This window comes from Granulicella sibirica (genome assembly GCF_004115155.1).
GTDB lineage: Bacteria > Acidobacteriota > Terriglobia > Terriglobales > Acidobacteriaceae > Edaphobacter > Edaphobacter sibiricus.
Genome location: NZ_RDSM01000003.1, coordinates 96,048 through 115,465, shown reverse-complemented (window position 1 = coordinate 115,465; position 19,418 = coordinate 96,048). Strand labels below are relative to the sequence as shown.

The 19,418-nt window shown below is 59.1% G+C and carries 13 protein-coding genes and 2 rRNA genes; 4 read left to right on the top strand and 11 right to left on the bottom strand.

Going from position 1 to position 19,418, the window contains the following annotated elements; all coding sequences use genetic code 11:
• Positions 1-25 precede the first annotated feature (25 nt).
• From GRAN_RS17395 to GRAN_RS17380, 4 genes are all read right to left on the bottom strand, one after another.
• Positions 26-1,159, bottom strand: coding sequence for a c-type cytochrome (locus GRAN_RS17395; protein ID WP_206662799.1), 1,134 nt, complete (start codon positions 1,157-1,159; stop codon positions 26-28).
• 73 nt (positions 1,160-1,232) lie between these two features.
• Positions 1,233-2,192, bottom strand: a complete 960-nt coding sequence (locus tag GRAN_RS17390; protein WP_128914330.1) for a sugar phosphate isomerase/epimerase family protein — start codon at positions 2,190-2,192, stop codon at positions 1,233-1,235.
• Positions 2,192-3,349, bottom strand: a complete 1,158-nt coding sequence (locus GRAN_RS17385; RefSeq protein ID WP_128914329.1) for a Gfo/Idh/MocA family protein — start codon at positions 3,347-3,349, stop codon at positions 2,192-2,194. Before GRAN_RS17385 ends, GRAN_RS17390 begins: the two co-directional genes overlap by 1 nt.
• 170 nt (positions 3,350-3,519) lie before the next feature.
• Positions 3,520-4,416, bottom strand: coding sequence for a ThuA domain-containing protein (locus GRAN_RS17380; RefSeq protein WP_241654892.1), 897 nt, complete (start codon positions 4,414-4,416; stop codon positions 3,520-3,522).
• A gap of 162 nt (positions 4,417-4,578) precedes the next feature.
• Between GRAN_RS17380 and GRAN_RS17375 the strand changes: the two genes are divergently transcribed.
• Entirely contained in the window at positions 4,579-5,724 is a 1,146-nt protein-coding gene (locus GRAN_RS17375) for a glycoside hydrolase family 172 protein (protein ID WP_128914327.1), read from the top strand.
• A 13-nt stretch (positions 5,725-5,737) separates the two neighbouring features.
• Here GRAN_RS17375 and GRAN_RS17370 read toward each other — a convergent pair whose 3' ends face one another.
• The 4 genes from GRAN_RS17370 to GRAN_RS17355 all read right to left on the bottom strand — a co-directional run bounded on the left by GRAN_RS17370 (position 5,738) and on the right by GRAN_RS17355 (position 8,327).
• Positions 5,738-6,121, bottom strand: a complete 384-nt coding sequence (locus GRAN_RS17370) for a type II toxin-antitoxin system VapC family toxin (protein ID WP_128914326.1) — start codon at positions 6,119-6,121, stop codon at positions 5,738-5,740.
• 247 nt (positions 6,122-6,368) lie between these two features.
• Positions 6,369-7,193 carry a zinc ribbon domain-containing protein gene (locus tag GRAN_RS17365; protein ID WP_128914325.1) on the bottom strand — a complete coding sequence of 275 codons (825 nt, stop codon included), beginning with the start codon at positions 7,191-7,193 and terminating at the stop codon, positions 6,369-6,371.
• A gap of 13 nt (positions 7,194-7,206) precedes the next feature.
• The gene (locus tag GRAN_RS17360) at positions 7,207-7,761 is read right to left on the bottom strand and encodes a GNAT family N-acetyltransferase (RefSeq protein WP_241654891.1); all 555 of its coding nucleotides are present in this window, start codon (positions 7,759-7,761) and stop codon (positions 7,207-7,209) included.
• Positions 7,762-7,790: 29 nt separating this feature from the next.
• Positions 7,791-8,327 (bottom strand): hypothetical protein, encoded by a 537-nt coding sequence (locus GRAN_RS17355; RefSeq protein WP_128914324.1) that lies wholly within the window; start codon positions 8,325-8,327, stop codon positions 7,791-7,793.
• A gap of 129 nt (positions 8,328-8,456) precedes the next feature.
• Between GRAN_RS17355 and GRAN_RS17350 the strand changes: the two genes are divergently transcribed.
• The 3 genes from GRAN_RS17350 (at position 8,457) to GRAN_RS17340 (ending at position 12,362) form a co-directional block, all read left to right on the top strand.
• On the top strand, positions 8,457-9,998 hold the full coding sequence (locus GRAN_RS17350) for an amidohydrolase/deacetylase family metallohydrolase (RefSeq protein WP_241654890.1): 1,542 nt from the start codon (positions 8,457-8,459) through the stop codon (positions 9,996-9,998).
• A 70-nt stretch (positions 9,999-10,068) separates the two neighbouring features.
• Positions 10,069-11,196 (top strand): acyltransferase family protein, encoded by a 1,128-nt coding sequence (locus GRAN_RS17345; protein ID WP_128914322.1) that lies wholly within the window; start codon positions 10,069-10,071, stop codon positions 11,194-11,196.
• 116 nt (positions 11,197-11,312) lie between these two features.
• Positions 11,313-12,362, top strand: coding sequence for a cytochrome-c peroxidase (locus tag GRAN_RS17340; RefSeq protein WP_128914321.1), 1,050 nt, complete (start codon positions 11,313-11,315; stop codon positions 12,360-12,362).
• Positions 12,363-12,434: 72 nt separating this feature from the next.
• On the opposite strand, the gene GRAN_RS17335 is transcribed toward GRAN_RS17340, so the two are convergent.
• The 3 genes from GRAN_RS17335 to GRAN_RS17325 all read right to left on the bottom strand — a co-directional run bounded on the left by GRAN_RS17335 (position 12,435) and on the right by GRAN_RS17325 (position 19,189).
• Positions 12,435-15,695, bottom strand: a complete 3,261-nt coding sequence (locus GRAN_RS17335; protein WP_128914320.1) for a TonB-dependent receptor — start codon at positions 15,693-15,695, stop codon at positions 12,435-12,437.
• A gap of 244 nt (positions 15,696-15,939) precedes the next feature.
• Positions 15,940-16,056 (bottom strand): 5S ribosomal RNA (gene rrf, locus GRAN_RS17330).
• A gap of 184 nt (positions 16,057-16,240) precedes the next feature.
• Positions 16,241-19,189: ribosomal RNA gene (locus GRAN_RS17325) — 23S ribosomal RNA — on the bottom strand.
• Positions 19,190-19,418 lie beyond the last annotated feature (229 nt).

Sequence of the window (19,418 nt, the reverse complement as noted above, 5' to 3'; positions counted from 1 at the left end):
AAACCGCTCTCTCAGTCGCACACGTTCACTTCAGGGTCTGGATGTAAGCCATCAGGTTATGGACATCGTCATCCGTGTACTTCGGAAACTGCTCGGCATGCGCATCCACCGGTGAGTCGACCGCGAACTTGATCTCACCGACCGGCCACGAGTGATAACTCCCCTTCGCGTCCCGCATACCTAAGACAAATTCATCCTGATAAGCCACGGTCCCCGCAAGCTTCTCGCCCGAGGGCAGAGTCACCATCACCTTGCTCACGACATCGCGTGGATACAGCATCCGCATCTCGAGCTCAAGCCCCTCATACCGCGTCGCGATTCCCGCCAGGTCCCCCGTCGGCGAGTGGCACTTCGCACACCCGCCCGCCCCATTGAAGTAAGCCTTCCCGGCTGCCACGTTACCCGTCTGCAGGTCCTCGACATCGACACCCTTGCGCCCACCGGGCTTCGCGCTCATTGCCTTCTTCACCTGCCCATGCAGAAACCCGTCGATCAACGCCAGGTCGGCCTCGGAGAAGTTGAATGCCGGCATCTTCCCATCGCGCCGCCCGTTCTTCACCACATCGTTGATCTTCTCGCCGTTCTTGTCCGACCGCACCAGCCGCGATCGCGTCAGATCCGGACCCGACTCCCCACCACCCGCATCGCGCCCATGGCAGAAAGCGCAGTTCCCCTGGAACAACTGCGCCCCCGGATCCGGCGTTCCATCCGAATGAATCTGGCTCTGTGCCCCAGTCGCCGGGACTCCCGTCAGCGGAAGCGGATCGCTCCCCAGGAAGCTCAGCAGCGCCTTCAGGTCCGCGCCCTCGATCTTGGGGAACGCGGGCATGTTGCCCTTGCCGTGATGAATCCGGTCCGTAATCTGATCGTCAGAAAGCTGCTTCTTTACGCCGACAAGCGTCGGAAAAGCATGCAGCAAGCCCTCCCGCTGCTTCCCATGACACATCGCGCAGTTAGCGAGATACACCTTCTCGCCAGCCGGATCGACAGGCGTCGCACCAGGTGATTGCGTAGTCGTCGAGCTCGAAGAAGCGGCATACACCCGCCCCTGCCAAGCCCACGACATAGTCAGTGCAAACCCGGCGAGGACCAGCCCCGCGACCAGAGCCGCTACCTTCGGCCTTCCACCCTCAGAACGAACCCGATCGCTGCGCCTCATAGCCCTCCAAACCATCCGGTCGAACGTTTGTCCAAACCCGGCACTCCACTTCCAATCCGTCCAACGGACCGCCCTAGACCCACCAGGCGGCCGTCGGAGCTTCCCGGATCACAATCTCTTTCAGGAAGTCAGATGCCTTCCGCAGGCCTTCCTCGGGAGAAAGAAGGCTGTCTTCGTGTTCGATCGACAAGGTGCCGTCATACCCGAACATCCGCAGCGTCGACACGAACTCCTTCCACCACTCCGCCCCGTGCCCGAACCCGCACGTCCGGAAGATCCATCCGCGGTTCGGCTCATCCGTGTACGGCTTCGTATCCAGCACGCCTGTCTTCGAGAGGTTAGCGGGATACATCTGCGTATCCTTCGCATGCACATGGAAGATCGCATCCCCCAGCACCCGGATCGCCGCAATCGGATCGATGCCCTGCCAGAACATATGGCTCGGATCGTAGTTGCATCCGATCGAATCCCCCGCAATCGAACGCAGCTTCAGCATCGTCTCTGGGCTATAGGCCACGAACCCCGGATGCATCTCGATCGCAACCTTCACTCCATGGTCCTTGGCAAACTTCGCCCGCTCAATCCAGAACGGCGTTACCACCTCGTCCCACTGCCACTTAAGAATGTCCATGTACTCCGGCGGCCACGGGCACGTCACCCAGTTTGGAGCCTTCGCTCCCGGCTGATCTCCCGGACACCCGGAGAAGTCGATGACCGTAGAAACTCCAAGCTCCTCGGCCAGTAGGATCGTCTTCCGGTTCGTCTCCGACATCTCCTTAGCGATCGCCGGATTCGGGTGCAGCGAGTTCCCATGGCAGCTCAACGCGCTGATCGTCAGCCCGCTATCGGCGACCGTCTGCTTGAACGTCTTCAGCGCCGCGGCATCTTCGAGCATCGACAGCTTGCAATGCGCATCGCCCGGATAGTTCCCCGTGCCCAACTCCACCGAATCCAGACCGGCAGCCTTCAACTTCGCCAACACATCCTTGAGCGGCATCTGCGATAACAGTGCGGTAAACACTCCAAGCTTCATCAACGTCCTCCCACTACATGCTGTACATCCGTCCAGACCCCGCCGGACGCATGGCTCTTCAACATCGCTTCCACAAGGCACGTTGACCTGTACCCATCCTCGAACGTCGGCAGCATCCCCGGCTTCTCCGCCGGGATCGCCCCATTGCCAATCCACTCATACGCATCGCTGATCAGGTTGAAGAATGCATCCGCCCAACCCTCCTGGTGCCCACCCGGCAGATGCACGTACTTCCGCACCTCGGGAGCCACCAGCGATGGATCCTTTGCCATCATCTCGTTCGGCTTATCGTGATGTCCGATCCAAAGTTCGTTCTGCCTCTCCTGCAGCCACTTCAACGATCCGTTCCGCCCATTCACCTCGACCTGCAGATCGTTCTTATGCCCCGGCAGCACCTGCCCTACCGACAACACGCCCTTCACGCCCTTCTCAAACCGCAGAAGCACGGTCGCCAGATCCTCCGCCTGCACCGTCACCGCAGTCCGCTCGCCGCCACCACCAACCGTAAACGCCTCGGCCGAAGCTCCCGCCGAAAACCGCGTCGAGATTACCGTCGTCAACTCTGCCAGCACCGACACGATCTTCACCCCGGCCATATGCTCCGCCAGGTCGCACCAGTGCGAGCCGATATCCCCAAGCGCCGAGGTCAACCCACCCTTTGAAGGATCGGACCGCCACGAGTACACCCCGGGATCCGCCATCCAGTCCTGCAGATAATGCCCATGGACGAACGTCACATCCCCCATCTCGCCCTTTGAAACCATCTGCCGGGCCTGCTGCACCAGCGGGTTTCCGCGATAGTTGAACGTCACCACATGGCCTTTACCCGAAGCCAGCGCCGCATCCCGAAGCTCCAGGCCTTCCTTCGCGTTCAGCGCCAGCGGCTTATCGGAGATCACATGCTTCCCCGCCCGCAGAGCAGCCAGCGTCACCGGAAGATGCATATAGTTCGGAGTCGTGTTGTGAACCACATCGATCGAAGGGTCGGCCAGCAAAGCCTCATAGCTCCCATAAGCCTTGTCGACCCGGAAATCCTTGGCCTTCTTCTCGGCCGAAGCCTGTGACGACCCAGCCAGCGCCACCACATCCACATTGCCCAAACGCCGAACCGCGTCGATATGATGCGCCGCCACAAATCCCGGGCCAATCAGCCCCATCCCAATTCTCTTCGTACTCACCAGACTCACACCTTCCGCAGTTGCTGTTGCCCTTTTGGTTGTCATTCCCGAAAGGAATCTGCTGTTGCCTTCCGTCACACCATCACAAAACTGTCATCCTGAGCGAAGCGCAGCGCAGTCGAAGGACCTGCGTCTGTTCTTGCCGCTGCCTAAGGCCGATTCGGAGCATCCGCAGGCCGTGGCCGAGGCATAGTACTTCCCTCCGTCATCCCCAGCGACCACTTGATCGCCTCGCTGTACATCCTAAGAATATCCGGATCCTCCCACGCCTCCTCCGTATGCCCAAGCGTCGAGTAAAACACCCGCCCCTTGCCATACTGATGCGTCCACGCCACGGCAAAGTCATTATCCGTCCGATGAATTCTCGGATTGTCCTTGTAGTTCAGCTTGCTCGCATCGAGCGTCAGCAGCACATGCACCTTGTCCCGCGACCACGTCATCGGCTGATAGATCTCGTCATACTTCACAAACGCCTTCGGAAAGTGCCGCGTCGCCGGAAACTCCGGATCCTCATTCAGGATCGGCGCGTTGAACGTCATCCACGGATGCTGATCGAAGTACCCCCCGATCATCTCCCCATACTCCGGCCACTTGTAGTTCGTATCGAGCGCGGCATGAACTCCCACAAAGCCCTTACCGTCCTCCTTGATGAACGACATCAAGTCCTTCTTCTGGCTGTCGTCAAGATCAAGCTCACCCGTAGTGCTCGCGAACACAATGGCGTCAAAATAATTCAAATTCTTCGCATTGACCTTGAGCTCCTTCTTCGTCAGAAGCTCCGTATCGGTCCGCAGCATTGTATCCCACAACCCGGTTGTCTTCCCCATGTTGTAGATCGCCGCCATCGTCGCCGACACCGAGTCATGCTCCCACCCCTTGGTCTGCCCGATCACGAGCACATGCTTTAGGTGGATCGTCTTCGCTGAAGGCGGTGGCGCGGTCAAACCCTGTAGACTCGCCGCCGTAGGCGCCTGCCCGAATGCAGCAACCGTCGCCGCCTGCCAAAGAACCACGCCCGCCAACACAACACACCGGAGTCCGCGCACCAAAATCCCCCGAAACATCAATTGCGACCGATCCTACGTCATCCATGTTGCATCTAGCAAAACGCCCCGGCATCGTTGCCAACGCCAAACCCGCCCCGCTATAGTGATCCCCAACCGTCCCCCGAAAATCGCACCCAGAGAAACAGGAGAAAGACGAAGCACATGCGCCTCAATCTCTCGCTGAAGCTCGCCCTCACTCTCCTCGCCACCTCCCCAGCCCTCGCCCAGAACTCCGGATGGCCAGACCTCACCCAGCGCCAGACGTACACCCTCCACCGCGCCACCAGCAAGGAAGAGACCGGCGCCAACGCCGACGCCAAGGGCCTCAACCCCGGCGAGACCCGCACCGTCCTCGACGCCGACGGTCCCGGCATGCTTTCGCATCTATGGTTCACCATCGCCGACAACGAGTCCTACCACCTCAAGCGCATCGTCCTCCGCATCTTCTGGGACAACGAATCCACCCCAAGCGTCGAAGCCCCCATCGGCGACTTCTTCGGCCTCGGCACCGGTGACTACCTCAACTGGCAGTCCGAGATGCTCTCCGTCGGCAGCAGCAAGGCGCTCAACTCCTTCTTCCCCATGCCCTTCGCGAAGCACGCCCGCGTCACCCTCACCAACGAGGGCAAGATGGGGGCCGGAAGCGTCTACTACAACATCGAGTACCGCACCGACACCCACCCGCTCCCGCCCCACACTCTCTACTTCCACGCCCAGTACCGCCAGGCCTCACCCAACAAGGGCTGGACCGGCGAGTGGTACGGCAACGGCGACCCACTCGTGAACTACAAGCGCAACACCACCGGCGACGGCAACTTCGTCTGGTTCGAGGCCAAGGGCGAAGGCCACTACGTCGGTGTCACCATGTCCGTGCTCCAGAACCAGGACGGCTGGTGGGGCGAAGGAAACGACATGTTCTACATCGACGGAGCCACCACCCCCGCCATCGCAGGAACCGGCTCCGAAGACTACTTCCTCGGCGCATGGGACTTCGGCTCCCCCTTCTCCTATCAACTCTACGGGGCGCCGCTAGTCGGCCGCGAACAGGCCGGCGCCCGCAGCAGCGTCTACCGCTTCCACCTCGACTCGCCCATCCCGTTCTCGAAGAGCATGAAGGCCACCATCGAGCACGGCCACGCCAACCACCGCTCCGACAACTACTCTTCGGTTGCCTACTGGTACCAAACCGAGCCCCACATGCCCTTCCCCGCGCTTCCACCCGTAGACGAACGCATCCCCACCCTCCACCCCGTAGGCGGCCCCGGCAACATCACCCCCACCGGCGAGTCCTCGACCCCAAATCGTTGACCCTATATCTCAACTACAATGGGTACGGAACTCGAACACCTTCCGTCACGACCCCAAAGTCCCTCGTGTTTCGCGTCACGAGAATGCGCTCATTCACTTGGGCAGTCGCCAGAATGATCGCATCCGGTAACTTGATCCTCATCGTCTTCCTGATGAGGACAGCACGCTCCGCGACCTCGGGTGTTATAGGGAGCAGCTCGAAGGAACCCAGAAAAACCCTGACCACCTCGTCTGACTCGGGGGGAACCCCGACCATCACTTCAATCCAGGTCATCGTGCTCATTGCACGATCCAATGCGGCGTCGACCTCTAGCCTTGCGGCTTGCACGCCCTTCAGGCAATCGATCAGGATATTCGTGTCGTAAATCTGAGGCTCCTGCACGCCTCTTCGAACCATTACCACTCGCTCCGGATCCGTTCCTGATATACGAGCCCGTCTTCAATCTTTCCCGCGAGCGCGCCAAAAGCGTCGACGGGTTCCGGTTTCCGATGCGACAAAGCGACGCTGTAACAGCCCGCCGGAGAAACTCCTCCTGCGAGATGCCAAGCTTCGCCGTCACACCACGAATCGCTTCGAGCTCCTCATCCGGAATTTCGATTACGGTCGTCATGCCGTCACCCCCTTGATCGATGATAGTACTGCCCTACCCCAGCCGCCCCCCACACTCCTCACAAAACCGCGCCTCCACTCCCGAAACATGCCCGCAAGCCCCACAGCTCTTCGGCACAGGAGCCGTAGGAGCCCCACATCCCGAACAGAACTTGCCCCCATGCAGCGCCTCCCCACAAGCCCCGCACACTGCCCCACCCAGGCTGACCGGAGCCACTGCTGCAGACCCGGCCCCAACATCGCTCCACCCGCCCGATGCCGACGCCACCGGCACAGCCGGTGCCCCCGTCTGCATCGACTGCGGCAAAAATCCCCCACGCTGCACCGGAGCCGCAATCGGCGGAGCCGTCGAAGTTGGATCGAATCTCACCTGCGAGTCCGGATTCATATCGATCCCCGAAACGTAATCCACCCCATGCGCCTTCTCCTGCAACTGTTCCTGCGTCGCCTGAATCTGCGCCTGCGTCCGCATCGAGATCACCTCCTGCTCATACTTCGGAGTACATCCCGTACACTGCGCGGCCCGCTCATTCCAGCAAACCCCTGCGCAAACCCAGTTCCCGCACCTCTGGCACCGCCGGAACTTCTCCTTCACCTCGGTCACGGCCTTCTGCAGCGCACGATCATGCGCCGGCCCGCCAATCGCCCGCTGAATCTCGTACGACGAGTTCCCGACATTCCCCAGCAGCCCACCGAACAAGCTCCCCGCCGCCTGCAGCAGCCCACCCGCCGTCCCCACGATCGACGGGTCATACGACGACATGTACCCGTTGCTGCAGTGGTCACACCGAAACTGGAACTGGTACCCCCGGTCCGTCGAGTGATCCGTATAGTTCCGTACAAACTCAATCATCGCCATCGGATTGTCTCCTCTAGTCATACTTCCGCATCAGCCATCCCAAATGAGCCTTTACAGTAGGCCACTCGGAGGCAATCACGCTATACACACACGTATCTCGCACCGTCCCATTCGGACTCACCTGGTGCGACCGCAAGATTCCATCCAGCTTAGCCCCAAGTCGTTCAATCGCCCGCCGGCTCTGCTGGTTCATGAAGTGCGTCCGAAACTCAACCGCAATGCACCCCAGCCCTTCAAACGCATGCCCAAGCAGAAGTCTCTTCGCCTCCGTGTTCAACGCCGTCCGTTGCACGCTCCGCGCATACCACGTCGACCCGACCTCCACCCGCCGGTTCGCCGCGTCGACGTTCATGTACGTCGTCATCCCTGCTATCTTCCCGCTCACCGGATCGATCACCGTAAACGGAAGCATTGACCTCGCCGCTAGCAACCCAAGCCGCCGTTCGATCTCAGCCTGCATCGCCGAGGGCTCAGGCGCACTCGTATACCAGAGCCGCCAAAGCTCCCCATCCCGCACCGCGACACGCAGCCCCTCGAGATGCTCCATCGCAAGCGGCACAAGCTCCACATGCTCGCCCTTCAGGGTGACCGGTGCGATCAGGACGTCACCGTCCCCACCGTCGAAATCAGAATGATTGCAACGCTCCCCGTAGTCGTCCGCTTGTGCGGCGTACTCCGCGGAATCAGAAGCATATCGCCCTTACCCAGCATCACCTTCGAGCACCCTTCGGACTCCGGCGCGAGCCACTCCTGCGGCTTCGTATTCCGCCCGTTCTTCGGCGTCCCCCCAAGCTCATACATCGTCGATCCATCAAGAATCTGCACCACGTGATCCCGCCCCTCGTGCCACTCGAACTCCTTCGCAGCCTTCGCCGTCTCGGTCGTCATCACCACCGTCACCGGCAAGTCCTTCACGTCGATCAGGCTCTTAGTCCCCGGAGCAGCCTCCAGCGTCTTTTCCGACGCGGCCAGCGTCTCCGCCTTAAACACCTGGAACGGCACCGGGTTCGTCGCGGGCGGGGCAGACGCCGCGGCACCTATGGCAGCATGCAGGCTCTTAGGCAACACAACACTGATCGCGGCGGCAAGCGGCGCAATCCAGAGAAAGTCACGGCGGGAATCGACAGTGGACATTCCGAAAGTGAACCATACCCACACCCCGCCTGCCAACACGGAGAGCAAAAATCCGCCCGCCACGGCCCTACCCAGGCCCACGACCTCGCCCACCAAGACTCTGCAAAAGATCCTCAAGGGGACCGTCCATTGAACAGGCACGCCGTTCGTCTCTCCCTCGCCCTGGCCCTCACCGCAACCTTCGCCCCCGCCCAAACCCCCGCCGCGCCGCCACCCCACGACTACGACCTCCTCCTCAAGAACGGCCACGTCATCGACGCCAAGAACAATCTCGACGCCTTCCGTGACGTAGCTATCAAGGACGGCCACATCGCCAAAGTGGCGACCAACATTCCCGCCACCTCCGCGATCAAGACCGTCGACGTCACCGGCCTCTACGTCACCCCCGGCCTCATCGACCTCCACACTCACGTCTTCTGGGGCCTCGCCAAGAACTCCTACGACAATGGCGACTGGGGCCTCCCACCCGACGGCTTCACCCTCCGCAATGGCGTCACCACCATCGTCGACACCGGCTCCTCCGGCTGGCGCAACTTCCCCGAATTCAAAGAACGCGTCGTCGACCGTGCGCAGACCCGCGTCCTCGTCATGCTCAACGTCGTCGGAGCGGGCATGGGCAACGACGGCATCGAGCAGAACACCGCCGACATGGACGGCAAGGCCACCGGAGAAATGGCCCTCAAGTATCCCGGCGTCATCGTCGGCGTCAAAAGCGCCCACTTTACCGGCCCCGAGTGGACCCCCTACGAACAAGCTGTCATCGCCGGCAACATCGCCCACATCCCCGTCATGATCGACTACGGGTCCCGCCGCATCGAGCGCCCCCTCTACCAGCTCCTCGAAGAAAAGCTCCGCCCCGGCGACATCTACACCCACATGTACGGCGGCAGCCGCGGCGAGCAGGACTCCGAAGCCGGAGGCCCCGGCAAAGGCATGTGGGAGGGCCGCAAGCGCGGCATCTACTTCGACGTAGGCCACGGCCAGTCCAGCTTCTACTACAGCACCGCCGTCCCCCTCATCAAGGCCGGCTTCGTTCCCGACTCCATCTCCACCGACCTCCACTACGAAAGCATGAACGCCGGCATGAAAGACCTCCTCACCACAGCCGACAAGTTCCTCGCCATGGGCCTGCCTCTGAAAGAGGTCGTCGCCGACATCACCTGGCACCCCGCCCGCGAGGTCCAACAGAACCAGCTCGGCAATCTCTCCGAAGGCTCTATCGCCGACGTAGCCGTCCTCAGCATCGATAAGGGCAACTTCGGCCTGGTCGATGGCGGAGGCAACGTCATGCAGGCGCACGAAAAACTGGTAGCCGAACTCACGATCAAAGATGGCAAGTTCGTCTACGACCTGAACGGCCGCTCCGCCGACCCCTGGAACCAGCCCCCCAGCGATGCCGTCAAGCAAGCCAACAAGTGGACCTCCCTCCGCATGCAGGGCTTCGGCAACGCCCGCCCTCGTCCCGCCACCCCCGGAGCCCCGCAGCGCCCCCGCCCCGCCAAGTGGCAGCCCTACACCACCGACGCCAACGGCAACGCCGTCACAAGACCCGAAGCCCAGGAAGCCGTCTCCAAACCCGCCACCACTCTACCCGACGGCCAACCCGTCCCGCCACCCGCCGTAACCTGGAAAACCGCCCCCGCCGAATCCTGGCTCCCGGCACAACGGTAGTCCTCTCGACGTCTGGTTGCCGGGAAGTGATTTGTTCTCTGCAACCAGACATCGTCGGTATACTCCCGGCATGGACCAGCAAGCTGAGTCGTTAGCGGAACGATCGACGCACGGTAGGTATGTGGAGCTGGACTCTCTCCGCGGTGCGGCCGCGGTCATCGTCGTAATTAATCACCTCGGCTTGGCATTCTCCTACAGGATCCCGAGGATTCTCGCTCCGTTTTTCGCTGGTCACGCCGCAGTGGTCTTGTTCTTCGTTTTGAGCGGATTCGTCCTAAGCCTTCCCTTTTGGAACAAGGGCGAAAACGGTTCTTATGGCCCCTACCTCATTCGTCGCTTCTTCCGAATTTACGTCCCGTTTGCCGCCTCCGTCATCCTTGCCGCAATCTGCGCTCACTTCTTCTTGTTCTCGCAACTGCCGTTAGGCGACTGGTTCAAAGAAACTTGGCAGACGCCGCTCACGCCTTCCTTTCTCTTCTCGCAATTTCTGCTGCCTCACAACTCCAGGCTCAATACTGCTTTCTGGTCTCTTCGCTACGAGGTTCAACTCTCGATAGCCTTTCCTCTGCTTCTGCTTGTCATTCGTAAGCTCGGGCCATGGCTCTCTCTTACGCTGGCTGTCGTGACATATCTCGTCGGCTCTCTCGTTCCCAGCCATCTACCCGACTCCCACTGGTATCAGGAGACGCTGCGCTACGGTGCGGTCTTTGTCTTCGGCGCCGTAGTCGCATGGCAGAGAGAGACGTTGAGAAAGCTATGGCTAACCTCTCCGGCCCCTTTGAAAATGGCCTCTGCCGTCGTCGGTGCTCTCATGCTCGGCTATGGATACGACATCATGTTCCACCTCCGGCTCCATAGCTACAGTGATATCGTGGTAACGATCGGAGCCTGCTCAGCCGTACTGCTGGCGCTCTCCTACCCTCCGTTCCAGACCTTCCTTCGTCTACCTGCTCTCGAATACCTCGGTCGTATCTCCTATAGCCTCTACCTGGTCCACGGCACCCTGCTGTTCGTCGCCTTGAATCTGCTCTACGGAAAGGTCCCACGCTCTCTCCTGGTCACGCTATTTCTCCTGGTAACATGGGCCGTCTCCCACGCTTTCTGTGTCTTTCTCGAAGAACCCTCCCTTCGATTTGGCAAGCGCATCGCGACCAGCCCTCCACGCGCGCACCCGGCAACGCGAACTGCCGCAGGATAGTCCCGTATCGCGCGCACCGTAAAATCAGATAGCAAACGGGTAGCGACCCCTCCGTCCACAACTGCGGATCCGCGTCTAACGAGACAACTCGTCCGAGACAAAGGAAATTGGCTTCAATGCTTCGAGCGATCTCCACACCATCGAAGGTCCTGCTCACCCTCCTCCTCACCGCAGGATGCCGTCACCCCATCAGTGACAAGCCCACCGGCTCCGCCACCTCGATCGAAGCCCCCCTTGGCCTCCCGCCAGTCCCGATCCCCGGGGATAATCCCCCAACCACAGCCACCATAGCTCTGGGCCGCCGCCTCTTCTACGACACCCGGCTCTCCAAGGGCAGCTTCCTCGCCTGCTCTAACTGCCACAACCCCCGCTACGCCTTCACCGACGGCAACCGCCTCTCCAAGGGCTTCGACGGAGCCCTCGGCGTCCGCAACGCCCCCACCCTCCTCAACGCCACGTACCTCCCCTTCCAGTTCTGGGACGGCCGCGCCCTCACCCTCGAACAACAGGCCGCCAGCCCCATCGCCGACCCCGTCGAGATGAACTCCACCCACAAGGCCTCCGTCGCCCGCCTTGCAGGAGACCCCACCTACGGCCCCGCCTTCACCCAGGCCTTCGGCACGCCCGACATCACCATCGGCCGCGTCACCAACGCCCTCGCCAGCTTCGAGCGCACCCTCCTCTCCGGCGACTCCCCCTTCGACCGCTACCAGTACGCCGGTGACAAGACCGCCCTCACCCCCGCCGCCCTCCGGGGCCTCGCCGTCTTCCTCAACCCCATGGGCGGCAACTGCGCTTCCTGTCACACCATCGGACCCAAGTCCGCGCTCTTGACCGATGGCAAATTCCACAACATCGGCGAAGGCGCCTCAGACAACGGCTTCGCCGACGTAGGCCGCTACCACGAGACCAAGGTCGTCACCGACCAGGGCGCGTTCAAGACCCCAAGCCTCCGCAACATCTCTCGCACTGCCCCCTACATGCACGATGGTTCTCTCAAAACCCTCAAAGAGGTCGTCGACTTCTACGCCGGAGGCGGCAACTCCAACCCCTACCTCGACCCCCAGATGAAGACCATCCACCTCACCCCACAGGACCGCCTCGACCTCGTCGAGTTCCTAAAATCCCTCGACGGCAGCATCCCCGGAAAAGCCGGCCCCCCATAACATGCTGCCGAGGACGTCTCCCACGCGCCCTTCAGCAGCCTCCTCTCAGGCCGTCCTGTACCTCACATGCCGTTATCGTTGAAGCTTCAAAGCAAATTGAAGAACACGTGGAGACTGCGCTTCAACGATCTGCCCGAATACTGGCGAATTGATGTCATCGATCGGAACAATAAAGTTGGTATGGTTCGTCACGTTGAATGCCTCAGCCCGAAATAGCAGCTTCGTCGATTCGCTCACCAGGAAGCTCTTGTCGATTGCCGCGTCGAGACTACCGAAGGCTGGGCCGTTGATGCTGTTCCGACTCTCATTGCCGAACTGCCCGGCATTGGCCACCGGATCAAGACGCTGGAACGCCGAGGGAGAGACCCACTGATTCACCGTATGCGGCGCTCCCTTGTTTGGATTACCGACGACGTTGGGGCGGTCTCCAAACATGCCGGAAACGCCGGGGTGCGGCGCCTGCAACGACACATTTGCCGAGTCATACACTGTGAACGGGGTGCTTGAGTTGACCGCCAGTAGACCGCTGACCTGCCATCCGGCCAATATCGTTCGGGATAAGCCTCGAAGAGTGTGCGAAAACGGCACCGTATAGATGACACTGGCGGCGAAGCGGTGTCGCGAATCGAACAGCGAGCGGCCATACTCGCCCTTGAGGTTCTGATTATTCTGGGGAACATCGAGTTCGCCGAGCATCAGCCATGGCGCCGGACCCGACATGTGGAGACTCGAAGTGTAATCGAGATCCTTGGAGAGCGTGTAGGCCAGGGTGTAGTTGAGCGATGGCGTTCCACGGCGCGTAAGCGAGACTTGTCCGGAGTGAAAGCTGGAGTCCGCGTTACCAACCACCAGACCAGCTGTGCCCAGGGAGCACGTTCCGGTGGTCAGCGTGCATCCGGAGTAGATGCGGCGGCGGCCGGAGTTGGCAAGTGTAGAACCCGGCTGATAGATCGCCGGATTGCCCTCGATCAGTCGTGGAAGACGTGTCCCCTTCGCGCCGATGTATCCGATGGAAAGCAATTGGCCGTGCAGGTTCTGGTCGATGGTGAGGTTCCAGTCCTGCGTGTACGGCGGGATCAGATTGCGGTCGAGCGTGAACGTCGACGCGGGCAGGGCAATCTGACCGGAGGCGAACGGGTTGGTCACCGTCGAAGTCGGGTTGACATAGTTGATGGCGCCTGTGAGTGTGCGAACGACCACGCTTGGCAGCGCCGAGGTCGCGGCGCGGAACGGCATGCCGACTCCATTCAGGAGCGGGTCATAGAAGATGCCATACGCAGCCCGGACCATCGTCTGGCTGTTGCCGCGTGTGTCCCAGGCAAAGCCGATACGGGGCGCGAAGTCCTTATAGAAGATGGGGGCGATGCTGTCAGAGACGCCGGCATCGCCAGGAAACAGGAGGCCAGTGGGAGCGTTGGGGTGGACTGTCGATTGCCGCCCTGGGGTGAAAGCCATAAGGCGGTTCTGAAGGTCTTTGAAGGGCGTCGTGATCTCGTACCGGACGCCATAGCTGAGCGTGAACCGTTGGCTGACGCGATATTCATCCTGTGCATAAGCGCCAAGCTCCCAGCCCCGGAGATTCCGGTTAAAGTCCCCTCCGGCCTGCGTAAAGATGTCGGGGCGGCCGAGTTCAAAGTTAGCCAGCGAATTGTTGGTCAGGCCCTGCACGGTGAAGGAAAAGGTACCAGAGGCGAAGTTGGCCTGGTAGCCGTTTAGTTGGATCCGGCGGAACTGAGCACCATAGCTTGTGACATGCTTCCCCTGCGTATGGGAAACATTCGCGCTGAAAGAGTAGTTGTTCTCCACCGAATCGCGCGGGTTGATGATCGGATCACCGACGTTGGAATAACCCTGCAACTGAATGAGCGGAGCCCCCGTGGCCTCCGCGCGCGTGGACGCGTAGCTAAAGCCGAAGGACTGCGGCGAATTGTTGGAGAAGCGCTTGTCGAGAAGAACATGGTTCTGAAAGAAGCTGACGTTGGCCGTCATCACGGTCCTTGAGGAGAAGGTGTGTGTCTCCGTGAGGCCGCCAAGATGCGTATTGGTGAAGTAGCCCACGGGAAAGCCAGGGACATCGGCACCGAGCTCCGAGTAGGGGCTCAACACCTGATTGGTCGAGTAGTTATAGCGGCCGCTCACCGTGTCCGACTCTCGAAGAAGCCAGTCCGCCTTGATACCGCCCACATCGCTTTGGTAGTGACCAAGGTTGGTCGTTTGCGCGAGGTGTGGATTCTCAGACGTGTTGGGGACCGGGTAGTAGGCGAGGTACATTGCCGTGATCGGGTTGATCGCGGCAATGATGTTGCCGTAAGGCGTCCTCGTTGCGTTGGCGAGGATGGGAGTGTCGGCGGAGAAGTCGCCTGCGCGCTCCGCTAATGTGGGCACGACCACTCCATGCGTTACATCCTGCGCGTTTCGTATGCCCTCGTAGTACGTGAAGAAGTACGCACGGTGACTCACGATGGGACCGCCCGCCGTGATGCCGTACTGGTTCTGCCTCAGTCGCTCTTTGCGTGGGGCGAAGTAGTTGTTCGCGTTGAGTGCATCGTTGCGAAAGAAGTCGTACAGTGTGCCGTGCAGCTTGTCGGTGCCGGAGCGCGTCACGATGGTCGTGATGCCGCCGCTCGTTCCGCCGAACTCTGCGGGCGCGGTCGCTGTGAGGATCCGGAACTCGGCGATGGCGTCAGCCGGAGGGCGGAAGGCATAGCCCCCGTCCATGCGATTGATGTCGCGCATGCCGTCGACGAGGAAATTGTTGGACTCCGGACGCTGACCATTGACCTCGTAGTTTTGGCCGGCGCGGCGAAAGCTACCCATCACCGTCAGGCTCGCCGAAGCCGGCCGCACGCCGGGCTGCAGGATACCGAGCTGCGCGAAGTTGCGGCTGCTGAGCGGAAGGGCGGAGATCTCCTTATCGCTAACCACCGCCCCCTGCGCGATTTCATTGGTTTGCAAACGAGTCGCTTCCGCGGAAACCTCGACGGTCTCCTCCGACGACGCTGGAGCGAGCTGCACGGCGATCTGCGACTGGTTCCCAACGTCGAGATGAATCCTGGAGTTTACCCAGGTGGCAAATCCGGATGAGCGCACCTCGACCCGATAATCACCGATAAATAACTCCTGAAAGGAGAACTCACCATGACCATCCGCGTGCCCCTCATGCCTCTGTGCGGTATCGCTCGAAGTGATAACCACGTCAGCGCCCGGTATAACCGCGTTGCTCGAGTCTTTGACCACGCCTCTGAGCGATGCTGTCGCGCTTTGCGCCGTGACGAAAGGAGCCGCAAGTGAAAATGCAGTTACGATACCTAAACTGAAAACTATGCGTTTCATGACAGCCCAATTTCAAAAGTTGAGTAGAGAGTAATCTACCCCGGTGATCGGACCTCACGCATCCACACAAAGGTGGGGGAAAACGCCCACCCCAGGACGGACTGTGCATATCGTGTACCGTTACTCGAGGTCCAGCGTCAGGCTTTGGGGGTCTCAGAGACCGCAGCGCACGAATCGACGCCTCCGCGGGTAGGCGGCAGACACGACAAAGCCCCAACCGAAGTTGGGGCTTTGTCCGAGATAATGCCGGCGATCACCTAATCTCCCACACACTTACGCGTGCAGTACCATCGGCCCAACGAGGCTTAACTTCCGTGTTCGGGATGGGAACGGGTGTGACCCTCGCGGTAAACTCACCGGCAAACTTGAGAATTTCGCTCTCGCGATCTTCCACAACTGAATAGATTGGGTTGTTACTTGGGTATTTCGTAGTTTCTTCCAAAAGATATAACTACAAAGCTTGTGTTGAATGAATTCAGAACAGTGGACAATTTATCAGAACAACGGTGCGTTGTTATGAGTTGTTTCTGTGCCGAGTAAATTCTATGGACAAGCCGAACGGGCGATTAGTACTGGTAAGCTACACGCATTACTGCGCTTCAACCTCCAGCCTATCAACCAGGTGGTCTTCCTGGGCCCTTCATTTCCCTTTTGGGTTGGGAGATCTCATCTTAGAGCGTGCTTCCCGCTTATATGCATTCAGCGGTTATCACAACCGAACTTCGCTACCCAGCCGTGCCCTTGGCAGGACAACTGGAACACAAGAGGTTCGTCCATCCCGGTCCTCTCGTACTAAGGACAGCCCTCTTCAAATCTCCTACGCCCACAGCAGATAGAGACCGAACTGTCTCGCGACGTTCTGAACCCAGCTCACGTACCACTTTAATAGGCGAACAGCCTAACCCTTGGAACCTTCTACAGCTCCAGGATGTGATGAGCCGACATCGAGGTGCCAAACCGAAGCGTCGATATGAACTCTTGGCTTCGATCAGCCTGTTATCCCCGGCGTACCTTTTATCCGTTGAGCGATGGCCCTTCCATACAGAACCACCGGATCACTAAGGCCTGCTTTCGCATCTGCTCGACTTGTAGGTCTCGCAGTTAACCACACTTATGCCTTTGCACTCGACGGTCGATTTCCAAACGACCTGAGTGTAGCTTCGCGCGCCTCCGTTACAATTTAGGAGGCGACCGCCCCAGTCAAACTACCCGTCTTACTATGTCCCTCTCCCCGATGAGGGGAGCAGGTTAGAATCACAACAATCGCAGGGTGGTATCTCACCGTTGGCTCCACCGAACCCAAAAGTCCGGTATCAAAGCCTCCCACCTATCCTGCGCAGCAATGGTCATAACTCATAGTAAAAGTATAGTAAAGGTGCACGGGGTCTTTTCGTCTAGCTGCGGGTAACCGGCATCTTCACCGGTACTACAAGTTCGCCGAGCAACTCGTTAAGACAGTCGAACGATCGTTACTCCATTCGTGCAGGTCGGAACTTACCCGACAAGGAATTTCGCTACCTTAGGACCGTTATAGTTACGGCCGCCGTTCACCGGGGCTTCAATTCAAAGCTTCGCCTTGCGGCTAACCTCTCCTTTTAACCTTCCGGCACCGGGCAGGAGTCAGCCCCTATACGTCGTTTTTGACTTTGCAGAGACCTGTGTTTTTGTTAAACAGTCGCCGTTCGCGTTTCACTGCGGCCCCCTTAGGCTTGCACCCAGGGGGCGACCCTTCTCCCGAAGTTACGGGTCTAATTTGCCGAGTTCCTTAACAAGCTTTCACTCGAGCGCCTTTGGATATTCTCCTCGTCTACCTGTGTCGGTTTGTGGTACGGTTCCCAATCCCTCTCCTTAGAGGTTTTTCTTGGCAGCATGAAATCAGCAGCTTTCAGCCATACGGCTTACTGCTTTGTGCCTCACTGTTAAGACCAAACGGATTTGCCTGTCTGATCCAGCTTCACGCACATCGAACCCCATAGCCATAGGAGGTCCTGCTTATCCTTCTGCGTCACCCCATCGTATAACGAGGTATTGGGAGGTCCGGAATATTAACCGGATTTCCATCGTCTACGCCTTTCGGCCTCGACTTAGGGACCGCCTAACCCTGAGCGGATTAACCTTCCTCAGGAAACCTTAGACTTTCGGCGTGAAGGGTTCTCACCTTCATTATCGCTACTTATGCCGGCAGGGTCTCTTCTCTAATGTCCACGTATCTTCCCAGTTACGCTTCATCCACGAGAGAATGCTCTCCTACCACGCACCCCTAAAAGGGATGCATTCGCTGCTTCGGTATACAGTTTTAGCCCCGTTGTATTGTCGGCACCGGACCGCTTGACCAGTGAGCTATTACGCTTTCTTTAAAGGATGGCTGCTTCTAAGCCAACCTCCTGGCTGTCTGAGCGTTCCGACTTCCTTTCCCACTTAACTGTAATTTTGGGACCTTAGCAGGCGATCTGGACTGTTTTCCTCTTGACTGTGAAGCTTAGCCCCCACAGTCTGACTGCCGGGCTGGTTGTAATCGGCATTCGAAGTTTGGTTGGATTCAGTAAGCCGGAAAGCCCCCTAGTCCATCCATGTCTCTACCACCGATCCAAATCACCCGACGCTAGCCCTAAAGCTATTTCGGAGAGAACGAGCTATCACGGAATTTGATTAGCCTTTCACCCCTACCCTCAGCTCATCCGAGCTTTTTTCAACAAACACCGGTTCGGTCCTCCAGTAGGTGTTACCCTACCTTCAACCTGGCCAAGGGTAGATCATCCCGCTTCGCGTCTATTCCTGCCAACTTAACGCCCTATTCAGACTCGCTTTCGCTGCGGCTCGCTCACGCTTAACCTTGCTGACAAGAATAACTAGCCGGCTCATTATGCAATAGGCACGCGGTCAGACATTCCCTTGCGGGCATAGTCCTCCCACTGCTTGTAGGCACACGGTTTCAGGTACTTTTCACTCCCCTCAATGGGGTGCTTTTCGCCTTTCCCTCACGGTACTGGTTCACTATCGGTCAGAAACGAGTATTTAGCCTTACGGGATGGTCCCCGTGGATTCAGACAGGGTTTCTCGTGCCCCGCCTTACTCAGGTGCCTGCTTCGAGTCTGGATCGCTTTCGCCTACGGGTCTGTCACCCTCTTTGGATCTCCTTTCCAGAAGATTCAGCTAGCAACCAGATTGGTAACTCTACTTATGCAGGTCCTACAACCCCCGAACCACCGAAATGGTACGGGTTTGGGCTGTTCCGATTTCGCTCGCCACTACTCTCGGAATCGAGGTTTCTTTCTCCTCCTGGGGGTACTGAGATGGTTCACTTCCCCCCGTTCGCTTATGCCGACCTATGTATTCAGTCGGATATACCATGGTTTTACCATGGTGGGTTTCCCCATTCGGAAATCTCCGGATCAATGCGTGTGTGCCGCTCCCCGAAGCTTATCGCAGCTTGCCGCGTCCTTCATCGCCTGTTTCTGCCAAGGCATCCACCGTGCGCCCTTAGTAGCTTGACCATAGAATTTACTCACACACAGAAAAAAGAAACCAACTCTAATCTCCCCATGCTCATAACTCCACGCGTCATTATTTTGATAATTTGTCCACGCCTGTGTCGTACTTCGAATTTGATGGTCAGCCTTGATTGCTCGTAGCTGCTTCTCTTATTCGTCGATAACACAATTCTTATATTCTAAAGACACTCAACACTGATTGACAGCTTACTCATCACCAGGAAATTACCCG